The organism is Nocardioides sp. Bht2, assembly GCF_047308515.1.
Taxonomy (GTDB): domain Bacteria; phylum Actinomycetota; class Actinomycetes; order Propionibacteriales; family Nocardioidaceae; genus Nocardioides.
Genome location: NZ_JBLBWI010000010.1, coordinates 43,529 through 65,152, shown reverse-complemented (window position 1 = coordinate 65,152; position 21,624 = coordinate 43,529). Strand labels below are relative to the sequence as shown.

The 21,624-nt window shown below is 68.6% G+C and carries 18 protein-coding genes and 1 tRNA gene; 8 read left to right on the top strand and 11 right to left on the bottom strand.

What is annotated here, in order from left to right; genetic code table 11:
* The first annotated feature begins 389 nt into the window (after window positions 1-389).
* Genes ACLM5J_RS13555 through ACLM5J_RS13545 form a run of 3 tightly spaced genes read left to right on the top strand, consistent with a single transcriptional unit; the run spans window position 390 to window position 5,087 of the window.
* Complete coding sequence (locus ACLM5J_RS13555; protein WP_413656957.1) at window positions 390-1,658, top strand: MFS transporter; 1,269 nt, start codon at window positions 390-392, stop codon at window positions 1,656-1,658.
* A complete protein-coding gene (locus ACLM5J_RS13550; RefSeq protein WP_413656956.1) occupies window positions 1,655-4,027 on the top strand; it encodes a LuxR C-terminal-related transcriptional regulator in 2,373 nt (790 codons plus the stop codon). Before ACLM5J_RS13555 ends, ACLM5J_RS13550 begins: the two co-directional genes overlap by 4 nt.
* A gap of 49 nt (window positions 4,028-4,076) precedes the next feature.
* Window positions 4,077-5,087 (top strand): SGNH/GDSL hydrolase family protein, encoded by a 1,011-nt coding sequence (locus ACLM5J_RS13545; protein ID WP_413656955.1) that lies wholly within the window; start codon window positions 4,077-4,079, stop codon window positions 5,085-5,087.
* 50 nt (window positions 5,088-5,137) lie between these two features.
* On the opposite strand, the gene ACLM5J_RS13540 is transcribed toward ACLM5J_RS13545, so the two are convergent.
* Entirely contained in the window at window positions 5,138-7,330 is a 2,193-nt protein-coding gene (locus ACLM5J_RS13540) for an MMPL family transporter (protein WP_413656954.1), read from the bottom strand.
* A 141-nt stretch (window positions 7,331-7,471) separates the two neighbouring features.
* Here ACLM5J_RS13540 and ACLM5J_RS13535 point away from each other — a divergent pair, with 141 nt between their 5' ends.
* Both ACLM5J_RS13535 and ACLM5J_RS13530 read left to right on the top strand, forming a co-directional pair.
* Entirely contained in the window at window positions 7,472-8,794 is a 1,323-nt protein-coding gene (locus ACLM5J_RS13535) for a histidine kinase (RefSeq protein ID WP_413656953.1), read from the top strand.
* Entirely contained in the window at window positions 8,746-9,390 is a 645-nt protein-coding gene (locus tag ACLM5J_RS13530) for a response regulator (RefSeq protein ID WP_413656952.1), read from the top strand. Before ACLM5J_RS13535 ends, ACLM5J_RS13530 begins: the two co-directional genes overlap by 49 nt.
* A 148-nt stretch (window positions 9,391-9,538) precedes the next feature.
* On the opposite strand, the gene ACLM5J_RS13525 is transcribed toward ACLM5J_RS13530, so the two are convergent.
* From ACLM5J_RS13525 to ACLM5J_RS13480, 10 genes are all read right to left on the bottom strand, one after another.
* The gene (locus ACLM5J_RS13525; protein WP_413656951.1) at window positions 9,539-10,402 is read right to left on the bottom strand and encodes a Bax inhibitor-1/YccA family membrane protein; all 864 of its coding nucleotides are present in this window, start codon (window positions 10,400-10,402) and stop codon (window positions 9,539-9,541) included.
* 195 nt (window positions 10,403-10,597) lie between these two features.
* Window positions 10,598-12,772, bottom strand: coding sequence for an acyltransferase family protein (locus ACLM5J_RS13520; protein WP_413656950.1), 2,175 nt, complete (start codon window positions 12,770-12,772; stop codon window positions 10,598-10,600).
* A gap of 69 nt (window positions 12,773-12,841) precedes the next feature.
* Window positions 12,842-12,917 (bottom strand) — tRNA-Leu (locus ACLM5J_RS13515).
* Window positions 12,918-12,924: 7 nt separating this feature from the next.
* Window positions 12,925-13,506, bottom strand: coding sequence for a peptide deformylase (def, locus tag ACLM5J_RS13510; RefSeq protein ID WP_413656949.1), 582 nt, complete (start codon window positions 13,504-13,506; stop codon window positions 12,925-12,927).
* A 17-nt stretch (window positions 13,507-13,523) separates the two neighbouring features.
* Entirely contained in the window at window positions 13,524-14,042 is a 519-nt protein-coding gene (locus tag ACLM5J_RS13505) for a glycine cleavage system protein R (RefSeq protein ID WP_413656948.1), read from the bottom strand.
* 61 nt (window positions 14,043-14,103) lie between these two features.
* A complete protein-coding gene (locus ACLM5J_RS13500; RefSeq protein ID WP_413656947.1) occupies window positions 14,104-15,024 on the bottom strand; it encodes an exopolyphosphatase in 921 nt (306 codons plus the stop codon).
* A complete protein-coding gene (locus tag ACLM5J_RS13495; protein ID WP_413656946.1) occupies window positions 15,021-15,515 on the bottom strand; it encodes a DUF501 domain-containing protein in 495 nt (164 codons plus the stop codon). The genes ACLM5J_RS13500 and ACLM5J_RS13495 overlap by 4 nt, the downstream gene beginning before the upstream one ends.
* Window positions 15,512-16,099, bottom strand: coding sequence for an FtsB family cell division protein (locus ACLM5J_RS13490; protein WP_413656945.1), 588 nt, complete (start codon window positions 16,097-16,099; stop codon window positions 15,512-15,514). The genes ACLM5J_RS13495 and ACLM5J_RS13490 overlap by 4 nt, the downstream gene beginning before the upstream one ends.
* A 6-nt stretch (window positions 16,100-16,105) precedes the next feature.
* The gene (gene eno, locus ACLM5J_RS13485; protein ID WP_413656944.1) at window positions 16,106-17,386 is read right to left on the bottom strand and encodes a phosphopyruvate hydratase; all 1,281 of its coding nucleotides are present in this window, start codon (window positions 17,384-17,386) and stop codon (window positions 16,106-16,108) included.
* A 106-nt stretch (window positions 17,387-17,492) separates the two neighbouring features.
* Complete coding sequence (locus tag ACLM5J_RS13480) at window positions 17,493-18,569, bottom strand: glycosyltransferase (protein ID WP_413656943.1); 1,077 nt, start codon at window positions 18,567-18,569, stop codon at window positions 17,493-17,495.
* A gap of 168 nt (window positions 18,570-18,737) precedes the next feature.
* Between ACLM5J_RS13480 and ACLM5J_RS13475 the strand changes: the two genes are divergently transcribed.
* The 3 genes from ACLM5J_RS13475 (at window position 18,738) to ACLM5J_RS13465 (ending at window position 21,512) form a co-directional block, all read left to right on the top strand.
* Window positions 18,738-19,676 (top strand): hypothetical protein, encoded by a 939-nt coding sequence (locus ACLM5J_RS13475; RefSeq protein WP_413656942.1) that lies wholly within the window; start codon window positions 18,738-18,740, stop codon window positions 19,674-19,676.
* 68 nt (window positions 19,677-19,744) lie between these two features.
* The gene (locus ACLM5J_RS13470; RefSeq protein ID WP_413656941.1) at window positions 19,745-20,320 is read left to right on the top strand and encodes a tetratricopeptide repeat protein; all 576 of its coding nucleotides are present in this window, start codon (window positions 19,745-19,747) and stop codon (window positions 20,318-20,320) included.
* 70 nt (window positions 20,321-20,390) lie between these two features.
* Complete coding sequence (locus ACLM5J_RS13465) at window positions 20,391-21,512, top strand: hypothetical protein (protein ID WP_413656939.1); 1,122 nt, start codon at window positions 20,391-20,393, stop codon at window positions 21,510-21,512.
* The last annotated feature ends 112 nt before the right edge of the window (window positions 21,513-21,624 follow it).

The following is a 21,624-nucleotide window of genomic DNA, read 5'->3' as shown; positions in this document are numbered from 1 at the left end:
CGACGGCACCGAAGCGATGGCACTGCCCTCGCAACCGCGCAAGCATTGACCGCGCTGCTTTCCTGTTCACAACCGAACCTCTCTCGACATGGCTCCCGAATAGGTCTGTTCGCCGCCGCCCGTTTCAACGGCACAGCCCAGGCGGATGAACTGTTCCGACAAGGTGAGGTGATCAGGGTGGCCTGAAGTTCACCCTCTGGTTCACCCTCTGCTCACCCGTTCGGCCAGGTCCTGGAGAGCTGGTTTGCGAGCTGCTCTCACTTAGTCGGTTTCGAGCCCAACCCCGGCGGAGAGCGATACCCTCGGTCCGGGCGGCTTGCCGGTGAGATGTGCCAACATCGGCCAAGCTCTGGGGGGCTGGGATTGGCAGTCGTCACAGAGGAAATTGCATGCGCGCGGAGAACCGGACCATCACGGCCCTGTGCAGTGTCGAGTTGTTCGCACTCACGGCGCTGGTCGTACCGATCTCGGTCGGCTTGGCGATCCGCGTCCCAGAGGTCACCGGCCTGACCCGCGAAGTGGCGCTGAGCGCCGTCGTCGTTCCGGGCGCGATCACCGCGATGCTCGCCAACCCGCTCTTCGGCTGGCTCGGCGACCGATCCAAGCGTCGTCCGCTGTGGGCGCTCGGCGGGGTCTGTGCAGGCGCGGGCGCGGGGGCCGGCTTGGCCTTCGCCCCCAATCTGCTGCTGTTGGCCATCGCCTGGTGCGCGATGCAAGCCGCATACAACGCGACGTTCGCGGCCCTCTACGGCACGATGGCAGACCTGCTGACCGATGAGCAGCGGGCCACGGTCTCAGGATGGTTCGCCGCGGCGGCATCGGGGGCGGTTATGCTCGGAATGGCGGCGGTAATGGTGCTGCCACGCTCGACTTTCGTGTTGCTCGTGCTGTTCCCGCTGCTCACCGTGGTGGTCACGCTTCCCGCCGTCCGACATCTGCTCACCGTGCCGGTGCCGTCCGTGCCGGAGCGTGCTCTTCAGGTCGGGCTGCTTGGGGGCCTACTGCGTGCTCCCGCCGCCTACTGGTGGGTCTGGCTCCAACGGTTGGTGACCCAGGCCGGCTATGGTCTGATCACGCTCTACGGCCTCTACTACCTGCAACGACGGACCGGCCTCGACCAAACCGCAGCTGGCACCTGGGTCGCGGCGTCCTCGTTCGCCGCCTCAGCCCTTGCGGTCGCCGCGGCGATCTGGGTCGGCCGGGTCGGCATCCAACGAGCGGGCATCCGACGCGTGATGTTCGCGAGCCTGGCCCTGCTCGCCTGCGCACTCGTCGTGAAGGCGGTGGGGACCGCCCCGGCGATGTACACGGTCGCTGCGATGATTGCGGGTCTCGGTATCGGTGCCTACTCGGCACTCGACCTGACTCTGGTGCTGAAGGCGGTGGATGGTCCGCAGGCCGGAACCCTGCTGGGCTTCTTCAACATCGCCCGCACTCTCCCGCAGTCATTGGTTCCCTTCGCCGCTCCTGCCGTTCTCGCTCTCGGGGCTGGCGATCCGTTGGGACCACCCAGTTCCCAGAACTACCTGGCCCTCAACCTGATCGGAGTTGCCCTGGTGGTTGTCGCGGCTGCCCTGGTGCGCCCGATCGGCGCCCGACTCTTGGACCCCGCTCCCGAACGTGAGGTCGTCCCCGGCGACCTGACCGGTTCCCGATGACGTCGACGCGTGACGGCGTGGGCCTACTCAGGCTCGACGGCTCGCCGGCTCTCACCTATCTCCATGCGCCGGCGTGGTTCGGCCTCGACATCATGATCCGAGCAGGCTTGCTGTGGCCGGGCTCGTTCGAGACCAGGACCGTGGACCAGTTGTCCCGCCCCGAGCTGGATCAACCCCATCGGACCGGAGTTGTCGTCGATCTCCGCGGAGTGCCCGTATCTAGCAACGAGCTGACGTTGCTCCTTCAGCAGCGGACGGGCCACCCGACCGTCGTCGTCGCAGAGCAGGAGCCGCCACCCGACTTTCGCCTGCTCGGGCTGCGCGTTCTCGGACCGGCCGACCTCGCCCTTCCCCTGCCCCAGGTCGCCGACCTGCTTCGCAGTGGGGGTTTCGCCCCGGTCCAGTCAGCGCTGCAGGCCATCCACCGTGAGTCCGGGGGCTGGCCGCTTCTCGTCGAGGCAGCAGCTGCTGGGCTGCGCAGGGACGATCCGGAGGCGGACGTCAGCGCGGCGATCGCCGTGATGCGCCGCGTCGCTGCGGACACTGTGCTCCCACGGCTCCCAGGCCGCTGGCGTCAGATCATCGATCGCGTTGCCGTGCTGGACGGTCTCGCCGCGCCGGAGGTGGATGCCCTCCCCCGCGACGCGGTCGCGGTGGTGCACGAGATGCTGGTCGCGAACCTGTTGGTCTCCCGGAGCTCGGAGGACGGCACGGTGCTCACGCTTGTGCCAGCCGTCGGTGCTGCTGCAATCACCGACTTGGCTTCCGATCCCGCCGCGTTGGCCCGTCTGCGTCGGGACGGCGCGCTCAGCCGCCATCGTCTCGGAGTACTCGATGCCGGCCTGACCGCCGCACTCGAGGCGCGTGACTACGAACTTTGCGCCGAGATCCTCGACACCTGGACGATGAAGTTCTCCTTCACCCGGCACCGCGCGATCGGTCAACGTGCCGTGCTGGCATTGCCGTCCGAAGCGCTGGTCGGACGACCCATCGCCTCACTGCGTGGCGAGTTCCTGGGCAGCGTCCCTCTTGGCGGCACGCCACTACGTTTCCCTGCCACCGGGCCGGAACTCCGGGCCGCGGTTCGTACCGGGGCGGCACGACGTCTGGTCGAGCAATCCTTCCTCGCCCTGGTCGGGCACCGAAGCAGCTACCGCTACGGTGCAGCCACGCAGATCGCGAGGGCCACCGGACCACTCGTCGACCTCGGGGTCCGGGCGGTGCATTCTTCGGTCGCCGGGATCGCTTCCCTCTGGTACCTCCAGGCTGGCCTGGCCGAACAGCTCCACGGCAACTTCGCGGGCGCACGCCAGTACTACAACAGAGGTTGGCAGGAACGCGCCTACGACGAACTCGGATTCGTCTCCCGCGACCTGGCGAGCAAACTTGCACTGATCCATGCCGTCGAAGGTCGTGGCGCAACCAGCCGCCGCTGGTTGTCCACCTTTCCCAATCTCCCCAGCGACGTGGGGCAGGTGGACCACTGGATCAACTACGGGGTCGGCGCGGCACACCTCGTCCTCGCCGTCGAGGATCTGCGTTCGCCGGATGTCGATGCGTGGGAGCGCAAACATGACGACGGATTCGAACGTGACGAGTTGTTCATCCATGTCGCGGAGGCGAGGGTGCGCTGGGCGCTGAGCCTCGGCCAACCAGGATCGGCGCGCCAGTTGCTCGCTGACGTCCTCGCCAGGTCTGTCGCCACTGCCTCCGACGGCGTCCACCCGGCGACACTCCGGGCACTAGAAGCCGAGACCTGGCTCGCCGAAGGCAAGGCTCATCCCGCCGCGCACCTGCTCAATGAGATCCCAGCGTCTGCGCCGCAACGACGGGTTCCACAAGCACGTTTGATGGTGATGACCGACCGGCCCGAGGACTCCCTGCGCGCGGTCGATCACGGCCTCGCGCAAACTGACACGACCCTCCGCGATCAGGTCGCGTTGCAGTTGATCAAGGCACAGGCCGCCGATCTGCTCGGCGACTCGTCGGTCGCGATCACCGCGATCGGGTCCGCGACACGCACGATCAACATCGAAGGTCTCCGCAGAGCGCTCACCACCGTTCCGGGCGAACTGCTGGCGAAGTATGCCGACTACGTTCCCGGTCTGGCGGACACCCTCGCTGAGCTTCGCCGCGACGGCTGGCTCCCGATCCACCCCGGCCGAACAGCGATGGTGACGCTGTCCGACCGCGAACGGTCCGTCCTGCAGGCTTTGGCGGCCGGCGGCACCAACAGCCATATCGCAGCGTCGCTCTTCCTCTCCGAGAACACCATCAAGACGCATCTTCGAACGCTCTACGCGAAGCTGGGCACGAAGACGCGCGACGGCGCGGTCGCACAAGGCAGGGCGCTCGGCCTGATCACCTGATCCGGTCGCGTCTTGCAGCAACAGTTGTCGCGATCAGTAGGATCTCTGCGTGGGGAAAGCAGCAGCAGCTCGGAAGTTGGCGGCTGCCGCCGCATACGGTGGCGGCGGCCTCTCTGTGCTCGGCGGAAGCCTCTACGGAGTGCTCCGAGCCGAGGCGGCGCTCGCCCGCAAGGTGATCGGCAACGCCACCGGAACCCCTCCTGACGCCACCGGTTGGTACGGCCGGGGCCGCCCCGGCCCGGCGATCACCGTCGCGCTGCTCGGAGATTCCAGCGCTGCCGGCTACGGCGTCGCGAAGGTCGAGCAGACGCCAGGTGCCAACCTGGCCTCAGGTCTGGCCGAACGGGCTGACCGCCGGGTCTACCTGCGCTCGTTCGCGGTGGTCGGCGCGCAGTCCAGCAACCTGGCCGCACAGGTCGAGGCCGCATTGCCGGTCGAACCCGACATCGCCGTCATCCTGATCGGCGCCAACGACGTCACCCACCGGGTGCTCCCCAATGCGTCGGTGCGTTACCTCTCCGAGGCGGTACGACGGCTCCGCAACGCGGGCGTCGAGGTCCTCGTCGGGACGTGTCCCGACCTGGGCACCATCAAACCGCTGCAGCCCCCGCTGCGCCAGGTCGCCCGATCCTGGTCGCGACGCCTCGCTGCGGCCCAGGCGATCACCGTTGTCGAAGCAGGCGGACGGACCGTGTCCTTGGCCTCGATCCTCGGCCCCGAATTCGCCGCCGCACCCGCGTTGTTCTTCGGCCCGGACCGGTTCCATCCCTCCGCCGACGGCTACGCGTCGTTGGCCTCGGTGCTGTTGCCGTCCACCTTGGCTGCCTTGGGCCTCATCCCCGAGGAGGACGCCACCCCGCGTCCGCTGCGCGGCGAAGGCGTGCTGCCGATCGCCCGTGCCGCCGTGGAGGCTGCTCGCACCCCCGGTACCGAGCTCGACGGCACCGAGGTCGGCGGCTCGCGCCGTGGCGTCCGCGGGCTCTGGGTCGAGCTGCGCCACCGCCGCCGGGGCCCCCGCACCACCGCGGAAGCCCCAGCGACCAGCGAACAACCTGCCTAGCCGAACCGTCAGGCACCCGCGCCGAACCGTCAGTCACACGCGTCCAACCGTCAGGCGTTGACGAGCTCGCGCTCCGGGACGACGGGCCGGGCTCCACCGAGCCGGTTCAGCCGCTTCTCGAAGACCAACATCAATGCCGGCAGCAGCACCAACCGGACGACGGTCGCATCGATCGCGATGGCGGTCGCCAGACTCAACCCCATCTGCTTCATCTCCACCATGCTCAAGAAGCCGTAGGCCAGGAAGACCGAGACCATCACCGCGGCCGCGCTGGTCACCACGGAGGCGGTGTCGGTGATCCCGCGGCGCACCGCATCGCGATAGCCGACGCCGTCGACCAGATGCTCGCGGATCCGGCTGAGCACGAAGACGTGGTAGTCCATGGAGAGGCCCACCAGCACCACGAAGCAGAAGAGCGGTACCCAGTTGATCAGCTGCCCGGTCGAGGTGTAGCCGAGGAGCCCGTCGGCCCAGGAGTACTGGAAGACCAGCACCATCACTCCGAAGGCGGCACCCACCGAGAGCAGGTTCAACGCGGTGGTGATCAGCGCGAGCGTGATCGAGCGGAAGTACCACCAGATCATCAACATGGTCAGCGCCAACACGAAGACGATCACCAAGCGCAGGGTGAGGGCTTGGTTGTGGTCGTAGTCCATCGACATGGCGACGTCGCCGCCGACCGCCCATCGCAGTTCGCCGAGGCCCTGATCGTCAAGCACAGTTGGTAGGAGCTCGTCGCGTAGCTCGGTGACCGCGTCCTCATTGGCCTGCTCGCCCTCCGCCGCCGGGCCGGCGATGGCCAGGCTTCCGGTGCGGCCGTCGTCCGAGAGCCGGGTCTCTCCCGGCACGCCGACACCTGCACCTTCCGCCGCTGCGGCGACGGCGGCCAACCCGGTCTCCACCTCGGCGGGGTCACCGCTCAGCACCACCTCAAGAGTGGGCCTCTCGCTGGGGAAGATCTCCTGCACCCGCTGCGCAGTCTGCACGACAGGTACGTCCTGGGGCAGCGTCTCCAACGAGCCAGACTGCAGCTTGAGCCCCAGCGCCGGAGCCGAGATGGCCACCAGTACGCCTCCGGCCAGCAATGCGGCCGCTACCGGGCGGCGGAGCACCGGTGCCACCAGACGTCCGCTGATCGCGCCGTTGGGCACCTTCGCCTGTAGCCGCCACAGTCCGGGGACCCGGCCCTTGTCGATCCGCGGACCGAGCTTCGCCAGTACCGCGGGGACCACGGTCAACGATCCCAGTACCGCGACCCCGACGACCAGGATGGCGCCGACCGCCAAGCCTGCGAAGACCATGTCCCGGCTGAGGAAGAGCCCCGCCATCGCCACCATCACTGCCAGCCCCGACAGCACCACTGCGTGTCCTGCCGAGCGGGCGGCGAGCTCGATCGCCTCCGTCGTGCCCACTCCACGCCGTCGTTCAGAGCGTTCCCGCTTCAGGTAGAGCAGGCAGTAGTCGACCCCGACCGCCATCCCGATCATCATCACCACGCTGGCCACGCTGCCGGCGTCCGGGACCAGCATCGACAACGGGGCGTACAGGCCGAGCGCAACGGCGATGCCGGTCAACGCCAGCAACAGCGGTACCCCGGCAGCGACCAGGGCGCCGAAGGCGAAGACCATGATCAACAAGGTGATCGGCAGGCTGATCGCCTCGGCCTTGAGCAGGTCGGAGCCGACCCGCTCCCAGATGGCGGTGTTGATCGAGGTGCTGCCGCTCTGCTCGATCCGCAGCTCCGGGTGCGCCTTCGCGACCCGCTCGGTCACCTCCGAGATCGCCGGCACGTCGTCCTCGGCCTGGTCGGCGTCGCGGGCCAGCACGATGGGCAACAACGCCGCGTCACCGTCGGTCGACCAGACCGGATCAGCGACCGAGCCCACCTCGCCGAGCTCGGCGAGCTCGTCCTGGAGTTCGGTGATCGCCTTGCCTGCTTGACGTTCGAAGCTCGGCTGGCCGCCCCGCTCCGGTGTGATCAGCACTGTCTCCACCGGCTGGTCGCTCAGGCCGGCCTCGTCGATCATCGCCGCGGCCTCGCCGCTCTGTCCCACCCTGGTGTCGTCGTCACCGATCTGGGTGGTCGGCACCAGCGCCATCATCACGATCGCGGCAAGGACCAGGCCCAGCCAGCCGCCGATCGCACGCCACGGGTGGCGAATGCTCCAGCGGGCGAGGCGGACCGTGCGCGGCGGGCGCTGACCCGCTCTCTGCTCGTCTCGGTTCATCGGGTTCTCGGTCATGAGCAGAAGCCTTGTCGCGTCCGCCTCGTACCGCGATGGAGCGAACTCCCCTAACCAATGGTGGTGCTAGCCCCACCGACAACTCTCGACGATCGCTGGAGGATGGGAGACTCAGAACGTCGTAGGACTAGGAGATCCGTGATGAGCACCGCCGCCACCGTCACCCCTGGACTGGTGCCACCGCCGCGGTTGGGCCAGCCCGGAGCACTGCGGTCGCGCCTCAAGCTCTCCGCCTGGAGCTTCGTCTACGTCCTGCTGGCGGTCCCGGCCCTAGTCCTGGGCGTCGTGGTGCTGGTCTCGCTCTCGGTCGCCGTGGTCGGCGTCGGGCTGGCGTTACTGCTGATCTTCGTACCGTTGCTCTCCCGGTTCGCCGACCTGCATCGGGTGACCGCCGGGCATCTCCTCGGCCGCAAGATCGAGCGTCCGTACCGCCGCGAGGTCGCAGCGCCGTTGCCGATGCTGCGGGCCTGGGCCGCCGAGCCGGGCCGGTGGCGTGAACTCGGCTGGTCGTTCATGTCCTTGAGCCTCGGCTGGGTGATCAGCTGGCTCGCCTTCGGCTTCGCCCTGGCGGTGGTCTGGTACCTGGTCTTTCCGTTCGTCTACTGGGTCTCGCCGGCGGGCGTCTTCGAGGTGAACTACAGCTTCATCGTGCTCGACACCCAAGCCAAGGCCTTCATCGAATGGGCCCTGTTGCTCGTCGTGATCCCGCTGTGGTGGCACGGCACTCCGCTGCTGATGCGTTGGCGGGTCCTGCTCGATGAGGCGATGCTGGCGCCGTCCCGGGCCGACCTGGAGCGCCGCGTCGCCGAGGTCACCGAGTCGCGCGCCGAGTCGATCGACCATTCGGCGGCCGAGATCCGGCGGATCGAACGCGACCTCCACGACGGCGCCCAGGCCCGTCTGGTCTCGCTCGGGATGAGCCTCGGCCTGGCCGAGCAGAAGCTGCGGGAGAGCCCCGAGCAGGCGCTGGAGCTGATCCGCGAGGCGCAGGCCGGCGCGCAGGGTGCGCTCGGCGATATCCGCGGCGTGGTACGCGGTATCCATCCGCCGGTGCTGGCCGACCGTGGCCTCGGCGGCGCCGTCCAAGCCCTCGCGCTCGACCTGGATGTACCGACGTCGGTGCTGATCGACCTGCCCGGCCGTCCGCCGGCACCGGTCGAGTCGGCCGCCTACTTCGCGATCAACGAAGCGCTGGCCAACGTGGTCAAGCATGCGGGCGCTACACGGGCCATCGTCGAGGTCTACCACCGCGAGGGACGGCTCCGGATCGCGATCAGCGACAACGGGCGCGGCGGTGCCGACCCCGCTGGCGGCACCGGCCTGCGCGGGTTGGCCAAGCGCCTCGCTGCGTTCGACGGCACAATGACCCTAGAGAGTCCCCTCGGGGGCCCGACCAGGATCACGATGGAGATTCCGTGCGCGTTGTCATCGCCGAGGACCATGCCCTCCTCCGGGACGGTCTGACCCGTCTCCTGGAGGCCAACGACTGCACCGTCGTCGCCGCCGTCGACAACGGTCCGGAACTCGCCAACGCCTTGGCCTCGTTGGAGGTCGACGTCGCGGTGGTCGACGTCCGGATGCCGCCGACCTTCACCGATGAGGGGCTCCGGGTGGCGATCGCGGCCCGCGAGGCCAAGCCAGCGTTGCCGATCCTGGTGCTGAGCCAGTACGTCGAACAGCTCTACGCCCGCGAGTTGCTGGGTTCGGGTGCGGGTGCCGTCGGGTACCTGTTGAAGGACCGCGTCTCGGACGTCAGCTCGTTCGTCGCCTCGGTCCGCCAGGTCGCGGACGGCGGCACCGTGCTGGATCCGGAGGTCGTGGCGGCACTGGTCTCCACGGCCGGCCGAGGATCGCGGCTCGACCGGCTGACCCCTCGTGAAGCGGAGGTGCTGAGCCTGATGGCCGAGGGCCGTTCCAACGCGGCGATCGCCGGCCGTCTGGTGGTCACCGACAAAGCGGTGAGCAAGCACATCGGCAACATCTTCGACAAGCTCGACCTGCCGATGTCCGACGACGACCACCGCCGGGTGCTCGCCGTCGTCGCCTGGCTCCAGGGCTGACCAACCTCCCCTCCGGCGGACGTCATAGGTTCCGAGCAGGGCGACCCTCGAAATGCATGACGTCCCAAGGGAGAACCCTCGGGACGTCATACGTTGCGTGTACCCGCTTCCTCGGGACGTATGACGTCCGCAAGGGAAGAGGGGTGGATCAGTCCTGGCTGAAGATCGCCAGCAGGCGGAGCAGGTTGGTGTAGATCCAGACCAGGGAGACGGTCATCGCGAAGGCGGCACGCCACGACTCGCGCTCCTCGAGGCCGGCTGCGATGCCCTGCTCGACGAAGTCGAAGTCGAGGATCAGCATGAAGATACCGAGCACCAGGCCGACCACTGCGGTGATCATGCCCAGGGTGCCGAAGCCGAAGAGGCCCATCCCGGCGCCGAACATCCGCAGCACCATCTCCAGCAGGCCGAGGCCCACCATGCCGAACATCGCGGCGACCACGAAGACGCGGAACTTGTCGCCGACCTTGATGTTCAGGAACTTGTAGGCCGCGAGGGTTCCGGCGAAGGCGGCGAAGGTACCCATCACCGCGTTGGTCACGATGCCGTCACCGAACTGGGCGTCGAACATCTTGCTCAGCGCACCGAGCGCAATACCCTCAGCCGCACAGAAGGCCAGCACCAGCGCCGGGCTGATCACCCGCTTGAACGAGTTCACCATCGAGAGGATGAACGCAGCACCAGCACCCACCATCGCGGCGAGGTAGATGCTGTTGAGCGCCGAAGTGCTGTCGATCGCCGGCGTCATGATCCAGGTGATCACGGCGGTGACGATGACGACACCCAGCGAGATGCCGGTCTTCTGCACCACGGAGTCGATCGTCATCGGGCGCTGAGCGACCGGCGGCGCGGCGTAGCCGTACTCACCCTGACCACCCTGACCGGCGTAGCCGCCCTGGGCGATGTTCCACTGCGCCGGGTCGTTGCCGACATAGGTCTGGTTGGCGTGTCCGTGCGCGTGCTGGCCGTTGAAGCCCTCAGCGCGGCTGAACACCGGGTTGTTGCTCTGCATGGTTGGTCTCTCCTCGGAGGCCTGGCGGTAGTGGCTCGTAGTCAGCCACCGTGATGCTTCCAGTGTAGGCAGCACCTACACATAAAGAACGAGCGTGGACGTGGGGTTGTTCCCCCAAATTTGACCAGGCGGACGCCGAATCCGGCTCGCCACCCGCTCCCCGCCACGGCGACGACCGTCGGCTCGGCCCCGACCTCAGTCGGCCGAACCCGCCGCACCGTCAGCCGGCGAATCCTCGGTGAGCCCGAGTTCCTCCGCCAACGACCCTGCCAGATGCCGCGCGTATTCGTTCGTCATGTGGCTCGAGTCGCGGTACGCGACCAGGTCTCCGACAACGGTCGGACAACGCCCATCGACGCAGAACCACTGCTGCGTCTCGGCCGACTCGACCCCAGCCTCGCGGGCTGCCTTCCGCTGATCGGACTGCATCCGGCCATGGTTCTCCTGCGTTTCGAGGAGGCAGGAACTCAACGTCGCCCGCGCCGAGCCGAGGCAGGTCGCCGGGTCCGTGATGACCCGCGGAATGTCGAGCAGGAAGACCGTCCGTTCGGCCCTCGTCTTCAACCTCTTCAACGCCTCCACGTAGCCCTGCTTGACGACGGGACGGGTGTCGGCGTTCGCCGTCAGGTGTTCGCCGTCCGGACCCCGCAACCCACCGACGGGCGCTGACGTCGACATGACCAGCAACTCCGGCTGGATCTCGGCGATCTGGTCCGCCGCCCAATCGCGGAACTCGACGCACCCCGTGTTCGGCCGATCGCTGTCCGTCAGGTCCGGAGTGACCAGCGAAGCGCTGCACTGCACCCGGACGAAGTAGTAGGTGCGGTAACCGTACTTGCGACCGATCGCGTCGAAGGCATGGATCCAATGCCGGGCATGAGAGTCACCGACGAGGACGATGCTCCGCTCGCTCTCGACGTCCCCGCGAGGGCAGAGTTCCCGCACCGAATCGTCGGCATAGTCACATCGACCGACATCGGCATACGAGTCGACCAGATCGCTCAACTCGGGTCGCAGGGCGGCCGGCAGGTCACGGTCTTCCTCTGCGGCACCGACGGCCGCCTTCACCATCGCCTGTGCGCGGTCCGTGGTGCCATAGCGCTGCTGCCAGTCCGAGCCGAGAGCGACCACCTCACCGTCCCCGTCAGGACGGTGGGTCAGATAGCTGGTGGAGCTCCACCACACCCCTAGCAGCAGAAGCACCGTCGCCGGATAGACGACGACCCCACGCCACGACGGCGCCAGCCACTGAGCGCGGCGGAACGGGGTCTCCACCAGCCGGAACGTCAACCAGGCAAGGGCGAAGGTGAGCGCGACGATCGCCACCCGTTCGAACGCCGTCAGCTCGCGACCGAGGTACTGGACCGGGATGACCAACAACGGCCAGTGCCAGAGATAGAGCGAGTACGACCAGTCACCGGTCAGCGTCATCGGGCGCACACTGAGCAGGCGATCGGTGACACTGCGGACGGCGCCGAGCCCACCCGCCACCAGGATCGCGGCGCTGCCCAACCCAGGCACGGCGGCTCGCCAACTCGGGAACGGCGTGGCCTCGTTGAAGGTGAAGCACGCCCACACGATCGCGGCCAGACCCGCAGCGGCGAGCAGCTCCACCGCAAGCCGCGGCCACTCCTTCGCCGACGGCGACCGCTCGCGCTGCGCCAGCCAGATCGCACCGAGGGCGCCCAGCCCGAGCTCCCAGGCGCGCGTGAAAGGTGAGAAGTAGCTCGCTGTGGGGTTCGCCCCGGTCTGAGCGATCGACCACCACAGGCTGGCGCCGGACAGCACCAACAACACCAGGAGCAGCGCGCGTAGCTCAGCGGCGGTGTCACGCCGACGGGCACCTTGGCTGCGCCGGTGCTTCCGCGCCACCAGCATCACGACCGCGAGCACCACCAACGGCCAGACCAGGTAGAACTGTTCCTCGACCGCCAACGACCAGTAGTGCTGGACCGGTGACGGCGGGAGATCCCTCGAGAAATAGTCGGTCTCCGCCATCCCCAGGTGCAGGTTGATGGCGAAGAATCCCGCCCAGATCGTGTCGTTCAGAGCACCCGGGGCATAGACCGGCCCGAGCCACAGGACGGAGGCGACTGCGGTGGCGACCAGGACCACCGTCGCGGCCGGCAGGATCCGCCGGGCCCGTCTCGCGTAGAAACCTAGGATCGAGACCTTCCCGCTCCGGTCGACCTCGCGGATCAGCAACTGGGTGATCAGGAACCCCGAGATCACGAAGAAGACGTCGACCCCCACGAAGCCACCGGCCAGCGGCGCGAACTGCGCGTGGCTGGCGATCACCGTCAGTACCGCGACGGCCCGCAACCCCTGCACATCGGAGCGCAGGGCGGTACGGGACGTGGGGGCAGTCACAGCGAACGAGCCTAACGCAGCCGATCCTCAGCCCAGCAAGCCGCAAGGCTCGCCCGACCGCTCCCGAACTGGTGCCCCCGGTGGGACTCGAACCCACACTGCATCGCTTTTAAGGCGACTTCCTCTGCCGTTGGGATACGGGGGCGGCTACCTCATAGGTAGGTCTTGCGAGGGTAGATCGCGTGGGCGCCGGCGGCACGGTCCAAGAAGAGCAGACCGTCACAATGGTCGATCTCATGCTGCAGGGCCCGCGCCTCGAAAGCGTTCGCGGTGAAGGTGACCACCTCGCCGGTCCCAGGAAGCTGACCACTGACCACGATCCTGCTGGCCCGCTTCACGTCGCCGGTGAAGTCGGGAACACTCATGCAGCCCTCGCGTGCCTTCTCGTTGCGCGAGCTGGCCACCACCTCTGCGTTGCAGAGCACGAAGGTGCCGTGGTGGTCACGCACCTTCGGGTGCTCCGAGACGTCTACGCAGAAGACTTTGACGCCGACCCCGACCTGGGGAGCGGCCAGACCCACGCAGCCCGGCGAGACCCGCATCGTGGCCACCAGGTCGGCAGCCAACTGGACGATCTCCGGCGAGGTCGGGTCGACCTGGTCGCCGAGGGTGGAGAGCACCGAAGCAGGCGCCCGGACGACGTCACGCAGCGTGCCCTCGACGTCGAGCTCACTCACATCCCAGTCGGCGAGCCGCGTGGAGAGAGTGGCTTCGTCGACCTCTTGCTGGCTCACGGTCCAGCTCCGTTCGCTCACAGCTCGTCGGCCTCCACAGCCGCAAGGGTGACGCCGACGCCGAGCTCGGCGGCCACCTCGTTCAGCGAGACGCGGACCGCGTCGATGTCGGTGTCCGCGCCGAAGTCCACCTCGGCGACCAGAAGGTAGAGCTCACCGGCCAGCCGGGTGGTCAGGTCGGTGATGTTGCCACCGACCGCAGCGACGCGCGCCACGATCGAGGAGACGATGCCGGGGCGGTCGCCGCCGTGCACGGTCAACACCCACGAGCTACCGGCTGCCGAGGCGGCCTGCTCGACCGGAACCTCACGGACCGTGACGGTCAACTGGCCGCCGTCGGTGAGTGGAGTCAACGCGTCCTCGATCGCCGCCGTCGCGGCGTCGCCGTCGCTGATCAGCATCATCGCGAAGTGCCCACGCAACAGCGTCATCGTGGAGTCTTCGAGGTTGAGTCCCAACGATCCGAGAACGGCGGTGGTTTCAGCGATGATGCCCGGGCGGTCGTGGCCGAGGACGGTAATGGCGTGGAGGGTCACCCGCGCAGTCTAGTCAGCGCGCCCGCAGCGCGGCTCAGGCCCAACGGCTCAGGCCCGACGATCAGGCCACCGACCACGCGATGCCGTCGAGGATGTCGGACTCCGAGATCACCAACGCCTCGACCGCTGTCCGCCGCAGAACCCGATCCAGGATCAGCGCGCCGGCCCCGATCACGTCGGCGCGGCCAGGATGCATGTAGGGCAACGCCAGCCGTTCGGCGACAGAGCGCTCCAACAGCCCGGTCACCGCATGGTGGACAGCCGGCGTGGGAAGCACGGCTTGGTCGATCCGCTCCCGGTCGTACCCGTCCAGACCGAGCACCCCGGCCGCCACCGTGATGATGGTGCCGGCGACGCCGACCACGGTCCGGGCCTCACCCGCAGGCACCGGGCAGGCGTCCAGGGCACCGTCGATGTCGGCGATCGCTGCCGCCAACTGCTCGGGAGTCGCGGGGCCGCTGTCGAAGTGTCGTTCGAAGAGTCGGACCGAGCCGATGTCCATCGAGTGCGCGGCACGCGGGCCATCGGCCAGTGAACCCAGGATCAGCTCCGTCGAACCGCCGCCGATATCGACGACCAACAACGGTTCCGGGTGCTGGTCGCGCAGGTTACGGACCGCCCCGTCGAACGAGAGCGCCGCCTCCTCCGCACCGGCCACGACCTCCGGATCGATCCCGAGCCGTTCTCGGACGCCGGCCGCGAACTCCGCGCCGTTGCGGGCGTCCCGGGCCGCGGAGGTGGCGCAGAACCTGATCCGCTGGACCGGGTACTCCGCGATCGCCGCCGCGTACTCGTCGATCGCAGCGAAGGTCCGCGCCAGCGCCTCGGGAGCGAGCTCACCGCTGCGATCGACGTCCTGACCCAGCCGCACCATCCGCGCTTCGCGGACGTGGACCTGCGCCGCACCGCTGGCACGGTCGAGATCGGCCACCATCAACTTGATCGTGTTGGTGCCGCAGTCGATCGCCGCGACGGTGGTCATGAGTCAGCGGGCTCCACGCACGGACCACTAGCCCACCACTCGCCGAGCAGGTCGAGCACCTCGTCGCCGAGCGGGTTGACGCCGCGGCCCTGGGCCAGTGACTGACCGGCCAGGACGTGCAGGCACTTCACCCGGTTGGGCATTCCGCCCGCGGAGATACCGTCGATCTCCTCGACCTGGCCGATCGCGGTACGCGCCTCCAGGTAGGCCTCGTGGGCCTTCTGGTAGGCAGCGGCGAGCTCGGGATCGGAACCGAGGCGGTCCTGCATCTCCTTCATCAGGCCTGATGCTTCGAGCGTGCCGATCTTCGAGGCGGCCCGCGGACAGGTCAGGTAGAAGGTGGTCGGGAACGGCGTCCCGTTCGGCAGCCGCGGCTCCGTGGTCACCACGTCCGGGTTGCCACACGGGCAACGGTGCCCGATCTCGTGGATGCCACGGGGTTCACGGCCCAACTGGGCCTGGATCGCTGCAACGTCGCTGGGGTCAATCACTGTTTCGGTGCCTCAAGTTTCTCGGCCGGAGCTTCTTCGTCGGTAGGCGGATTGCCGGCAAGCTGGACCGACTGCCAGGCGGTGTCCCACCACGCCGGCGGAACCTCGGCCTCAGGCGTGGGCGCGTCCGGCAGAGGCGCGGCCAGGTCGACCGGGTCACCGTTCTCGTCGAGGACCCGGTAGCTCTTCTCTCCGGGGAAGACGTAGTTGAACCGCTCGCGCGCCTGCTGCACGACGTAGGCGTCGTCGTCGAGGCGCCGCTTCTCGCGTTCCAGCTTGGAGATCTGCGACTCGCTCTTGTCGATCTGCGCGCGCAGATCGGCGATGTGTTCGCGCTGCTGCATCCACGCCCGCATGCTGGAGGCGTAGGAGACCGCGAGCACGGTCAGCACGACCAGCAGGATCGCGGCACGGCCGGTCAGCTTGGGTTTCGCCTTGCCGTTCTCCCGCGGCGCGGTTGCGCCGGGGGCCGAACGACCGGTCGGCCGGCCGGCCGCCGCAGCGCGGGGCCGGGCCCCCCGAGGGTTCGCCGGGCGGCGACTCCCACGGGGCCCGTTCTCGCGATCGTTGCGGCGGTCGGCCATGACCGATCAGGCCTGCTTGTACCGCGGGAAGGCGCTGGCGCCGGCGTAACGTGCGGCCTCGCCCAGCTCTTCTTCGATGCGGAGCAGCTGGTTGTACTTGGCGACCCGCTCGGACCGAGCGGGCGCGCCGGTCTTGATCTGACCGCAGTTGGTGGCCACCGCGAGGTCGGCGATGGTGGTGTCCTCGGTCTCGCCCGAACGGTGGCTCATCATCGACCGGAATCCGTTGCGGTGCGCGAGGTCGACCGAGTCGAGGGTCTCGGTCAGCGAACCGATCTGGTTCACCTTCACCAGCAGGGCGTTCGCCTGACCGCCGTCGATGCCGCGCTGCAGCCGCTCGACGTTGGTGACGAACAGGTCGTCGCCGACCAGCTGGGTCTTGGTGCCGAGAGCGTCGGTGATCGCCTTCCAGCCATCCCAGTCGTCCTCGTCGAGCGGGTCCTCGATGCTCACGATCGGGTAGTTGTCGACGAGGTCGCTGTAGTACGCGATCATCTCGGCGGCCGACTTCTGAGCGCCCTCGAAGGTGTAGGAGCCGTCGGTGCAGAACTCACTGGCGGCGACGTCGAGCGCGAGGACCACATCGGTGCCCAGCTGGTAGCCGGCCTTCTCGACGGCCTCAGCGATCAGGTCGAGCGCGGCACGGTTCGACTCGAGGTCAGGCGCGAAACCACCTTCGTCGCCGACGGCGGTGGCCAGGCCGCGGCTCTTCAGCACGGCCTTGAGCGAGTGGTAGACCTCGACGCCGACGCGGACGGCCTCACGGAAGGTGGGCGCACCGATCGGCGCGATCATGAACTCCTGGATGTCCACGTTGGTGTCGGCGTGAGCACCACCGTTGAGGATGTTCATCATCGGGACCGGCAGCACGTGTGCGTTCGGGCCACCGACGTAGCGGTAGAGCGGGAGCGCAGCGGAGTCGGCAGCGGCGCGGGCCACGGCCAGCGAGACGCCGAGGATCGCGTTAGCGCCCAGGTCTGCCTTGTTCGGGGTGCTGTCGAGGTCCAGCATGGTCTGGTCGACCAGGCGCTGGTCGTCGGCCTGCAGGCCGATGATCGCCGGGGCGATCTTGTCGAGGACGACGTCGACGGCGTTCCGCACGCCCTTGCCGAGGTAGCGGTTACCACCGTCACGGAGTTCGACGGCCTCGAAGGCGCCGGTGGAGGCACCGCTGGGCACAGCGGCACGGGCGAAGACGCCGTCTTCGAGTTGCACCTCCACCTCAACGGTGGGGTTGCCTCGGGAGTCGAGAATCTCGCGGGCGCCTACAGCTTCGATCGCGGCCATCGGGGGTTGCTCCTGGGTGTCGTACCTGCGGGTATTTGCGGAGCAAGCCTAACGGTGCCGTCTCCGCGTTCAGCGCGGCACTCGCCGCTGTGGGACACCCGGCTGATCAGGGGTGGTCGGTGAACCAGGCGAGGTTGGCCTGGAGGCGTCCGTCCTCAGGGTGGACGGCGAGTGCGCGACGGGCCGCGGCCTCCCCTTCGGCCTTGTGTCCGGCCCACCAGCAGTTGACCGCCAACTCATCGAGCGCGCGCCAGGTGTAGGTGGCGGAATCGACGAAGAGGGCGTCACTGCCAGGGTGCGGTAACCGGGCCGCCTCGCGTGCATAGAGGAGGGCGATGGGGTACCTACCCTGTTGTCGCTCCAGCCGCGCAGCCTGGACCAGCGCCTCGGCCCGATTCGGCACCAGGGCGTACGCCGATAGGTGCATCGCGATCATCTCGGCCGGCGCCCTTCCCAGGCGTTCCATGCAGAGTGCGGCCTCGAACCGGGCGCAGTAGGTCTCCTGGATCCACCCGGCTTGATTCTCGGCGCGCACCAGATACGCCGCCAGCGCTCGTCCGTCGTCGCCGGCGTCACGCCACGACTGCGCCAGATAGAACTGGAGCCGCGGGTCGTCGGGCGTCCGCGCCAGTTCGGCCTCGATCACCGCGGCGTCCTTGCGGTAGGTGTCGGGGTCGAGCGAGCGCGCCCCTTCCTTGCGAACGTAGTAGCGCGGCGCGTCGAGCTGCCCGACGACGGCGTCCGGCAGGTCCAGGTACTCGTGGATCGCGCCGGTCCAGGTCCACGGTCGGTCCAGCCGAACCAGGCCGAGCCGGGAGTAGTGGACGCCGGCGAACTCGACCGGCAGGTGGTAGCCGTCGGCAGTCAGTTCGGGCAGCTTGTCGGGAAGGTCGGTCAGCACTTCGTCGGCGTCGATCCACAGCACGTAGTCACCGGGCGCCGACGCCAGCGCACGAGCTGCGTCCAACGCCTGTTGACGATTGTGGCCGAACGAGACCCAGGGCCGCTCGATCAGCTCACCGGGCAGGTCACCCAGCACCCGGCGCACGATCTCCTGTGTCCCATCGGTGGAGCCGGTGTCACTGACCACCCACCAGTCGATCAACGGCAGCACGCTGCGCAACGACCGCTCGACGACGTGGGCCTCGTTCTTGACGATCATGTGGAGGCCGATTCCAGGCATGGCGCGATAGTACGGCCCGGTGTGGCGCGAGGGCCGGTTCAGACCCCAGGACCATCGGCCGCCTACTGGGGACGTTGGTCCCTGCGACACTGGCCCGTTCACTTGACCGTCCGGCCCGAACGGTCTAGCGACTCCTCAACCGAAGGCTGACCGCCCCTAACTGACCGGGTGATCCTTGTATCCCGCATCCGTCATCGCTCGCTCTCGGTCGCGTTCGCCTCGCTCGCGTTCGCCGCGGTGCTCAGCCCTGCAGCCGGTTCGGCGGCCTCCGCCGTTGGGCCCAAGTCCGACTACGTGACCGACCGGGACCGCATCGTCGCCTGCGTCGACCGCGACACCGGCAAGCTCCGCCTGGTGTCCTGGACCGAGATCAAGAAGATGCGCGCGAACCAGGAGAAACGACGCTGCACGGGTAACGAGCGGGTCCTGCGCTGGAGCGTGGCCGCAGCCAGCGGAAAGCCCGGCAAGACCGGGCCCGCCGGGCCGCGCGGCGCCACCGGCGCGGCCGGGCCCGCGGGTGCTATCGGCCCCCAGGGCGTCCAGGGTGTGACCGGAGCGCAGGGCGTCACGGGACCGCAGGGTGTTCAGGGTGTTCAGGGCGTTCAGGGCGTGACCGGACCGCAGGGACCGACCGCCGACAGCGGGGCCACCGGCGCGGCAGGACCGACCGGCCCGGCCGGACCCACCGGCGCCCAGGGGCCCGCGGGCGTCGCGGACTACGCCTACGGACGCACCCAGAACGGCACCAGCCTCAACCCGGGTGGCGCCAACACCGTCATCTTCGCCGCGCCGATCGCCACCGGCGAGATCACCTCGGTGGGCAACGGCTTCGCCGTGGAGGCTGGCACCTACCAGGTCACGCTGTCAGTGCGGAGCGAGTCGACGAACGCCGCGATCTGGTGGGTCGACACCGCTTCCGACTACACCCCGCACGCCGGGAGCCAGCTCTCCTTCCCCGCTGCCGCCAACGCCTCGGCGGCGATCACCAGCTCGGTGACCTTCGTGACGACGGTGACCGCTGGCGAGATCTTCCGGCCGCGCTATGTATCCAGGGCGCAGGCGAACTTCCGCGACATCCAGCTGACCATCGTCAAGCTCGCTGACTGACGCCCGGATCGTCGGCGGACTCGACGCGATCGCGACGGCCAGGCATGCCGGACACTAAACTCCGCGCCATGCCTGGCCTTTCGCGTTCTCCGCAGTCCCGTCGCCTCGTTCGCGGCGCCGTCGTCAGCTGCGCGCTGATCGCCGTCCTGGCGGGATGCTCCGGGGACGACGAGAAGCAGGCGCCGTCCAGCGACGCCGAGCAGGCCGCCGTCGCCGCGCTGATCGACCAGGGCGTCAGCTCGCTCAGCGCGGGCAACCCCGATGCCGCCACCATCGCTTTCGAGCAGGCTCTTGAGCTCGACGAGGATCAGGCCGTCGCCCAGTACAACCTCGGGCTGATCGCCCAGCAGAACGGCAACGACTCCGCAGCCGCGGCCCGCTATGACGCCGCACTGAAGATCGACGGCGCGTACGGCCCCGCTCTCTACAACCGGGCGATCCTGTGGGAGACCAAGGACCTGGACAAGGCGATCGCCTTGTACCGCAAGGCGATCGAGGCCCAGCCGGAGCACGCGCCCACCTACATGCGACTCGGATTCGCGCTCGTCCACCAGGGCAAGAACGACGAAGCGGCACCGTTCTTGGAGAAGGGCGTGGCCCTCGACCCGAGCATGAAGAACGTGGACGCGCCGCGCTACAAATAGCGTTCCACTGGTCCAGACCAGGCCGCGCTTCCTTCTGCCGACGACTTTTCGGTGCCCTAGTCTGCTACGAGTGAGCACGCCTACCAGATCGCACCGCGCCTTCTCGGCGACCTTCGCCACGCTGGCCTTCGCGGCCGTGCTCGGCCCGAGCCAGCTGCTGGGTAGCCCCGCCTCAGCCGCGCCGGACGACTATGAGGTCGACGGCAAGAAGATCATCGCCTGCGTCGATCGCGGCACCGGCAAGTTGCGCGTCCTGAGCGCCGCCGAGGTCAGGAAGATGCGCGCCACCAACCAGGCACGCCGTTGTAAGGCCTCCGAGCAGGTGATCCGCTGGTCCGTCGAGGCCGAGCGCGGCGCGACCGGAGCGACCGGGGCCACCGGCGCGGTGGGCCCGACCGGCGCCGTCGGAGAGACCGGAGCCGTCGGCGCGACCGGCGCCCAGGGAGTCCAGGGCGCGACCGGACCGACGGGAGCCACCGGAATCACGGGGGCCATCGGCGCAACCGGTGCCACCGGCGACGTCGGCCCACAGGGCATCCAAGGCATCCAGGGCGTCACCGGCGCGACCGGACCGACGGGTGCCACCGGCCACACCGGCCCACAGGGGCCTCAGGGAATCCAGGGCATTCAGGGCGTCACGGGGGCGACCGGCCCGACCGGACCGACGGGCGCCACCGGAGAAATCGGAGACATCGGCCCACAGGGAATCCAAGGTGTCACCGGACCGGCCGGCCCCACCGGCTTGCAGGGTATCCAGGGCGCCACCGGTATCACCGGCACTCAGGGCCAGACAGGCTTGCAGGGCGTCACCGGACCTACGGGCCCCGCCGGCCTCACCGGCGCGACCGGCGCGACCGGTGCCGGCATCACCGGCCCGACCGGCCCTACGGGAGTGCCGGGCCCGACCGGCCCCGCGGGCGTTCCCACCTACTACTACGCCAGCAACTCGGCGTCGGGGGCGACCCCGGGCAGCGGCACCTACGTCACGGCTACCTGCAACCCCGGCGACATCGCGGTCAGCGGCGGGCACTACGGCTCGTCGAACCAGACGGACGTCTTCGTCTACGACTCGTTCCCGACCTCCGGCTCGAACACCCCCGACACCACCGATCCCACCGCGTGGACGGCGATGTACTGGAACAGCGGTGGCGGCGTCACCTTCACCGTCTACGCCGTCTGCCTCGACCGCTAGCCCGCGAGTCCGCTAGTCCGCGATAGTCCCTGACGAAAGGCCCCCAAAAGCTGCGCTTTTGGGGGCCTTTCGTTCGGCAGCGTCCGACTCATGACAACAACCCGCAAGTTCG

What these genes read in the sequence shown, in the direction of transcription:
- ACLM5J_RS13555 (WP_413656957.1), top strand. Translation starts at nt 390, where the DNA reads ATGCGCGCGGAGAACCGGACCATCACGGCCCTGTGCAGTGTCGAGTTG.
- ACLM5J_RS13550 (WP_413656956.1), top strand. Translation starts at nt 1,655, where the DNA reads ATGACGTCGACGCGTGACGGCGTGGGCCTACTCAGGCTCGACGGCTCG.
- ACLM5J_RS13540 (WP_413656954.1), bottom strand. Translation starts at nt 7,330, where the DNA reads ATGACCGAGAACCCGATGAACCGAGACGAGCAGAGAGCGGGTCAGCGC.
- ACLM5J_RS13535 (WP_413656953.1), top strand. Translation starts at nt 7,472, where the DNA reads ATGAGCACCGCCGCCACCGTCACCCCTGGACTGGTGCCACCGCCGCGG.
- ACLM5J_RS13525 (WP_413656951.1), bottom strand. Translation starts at nt 10,402, where the DNA reads ATGCAGAGCAACAACCCGGTGTTCAGCCGCGCTGAGGGCTTCAACGGC.
- ACLM5J_RS13500 (WP_413656947.1), bottom strand. Translation starts at nt 15,024, where the DNA reads ATGACCACCGTCGCGGCGATCGACTGCGGCACCAACACGATCAAGTTG.
- ACLM5J_RS13490 (WP_413656945.1), bottom strand. Translation starts at nt 16,099, where the DNA reads ATGGCCGACCGCCGCAACGATCGCGAGAACGGGCCCCGTGGGAGTCGC.
- eno (WP_413656944.1), bottom strand. Translation starts at nt 17,386, where the DNA reads ATGGCCGCGATCGAAGCTGTAGGCGCCCGCGAGATTCTCGACTCCCGA.
- ACLM5J_RS13480 (WP_413656943.1), bottom strand. Translation starts at nt 18,569, where the DNA reads ATGCCTGGAATCGGCCTCCACATGATCGTCAAGAACGAGGCCCACGTC.
- ACLM5J_RS13470 (WP_413656941.1), top strand. Translation starts at nt 19,745, where the DNA reads ATGCCTGGCCTTTCGCGTTCTCCGCAGTCCCGTCGCCTCGTTCGCGGC.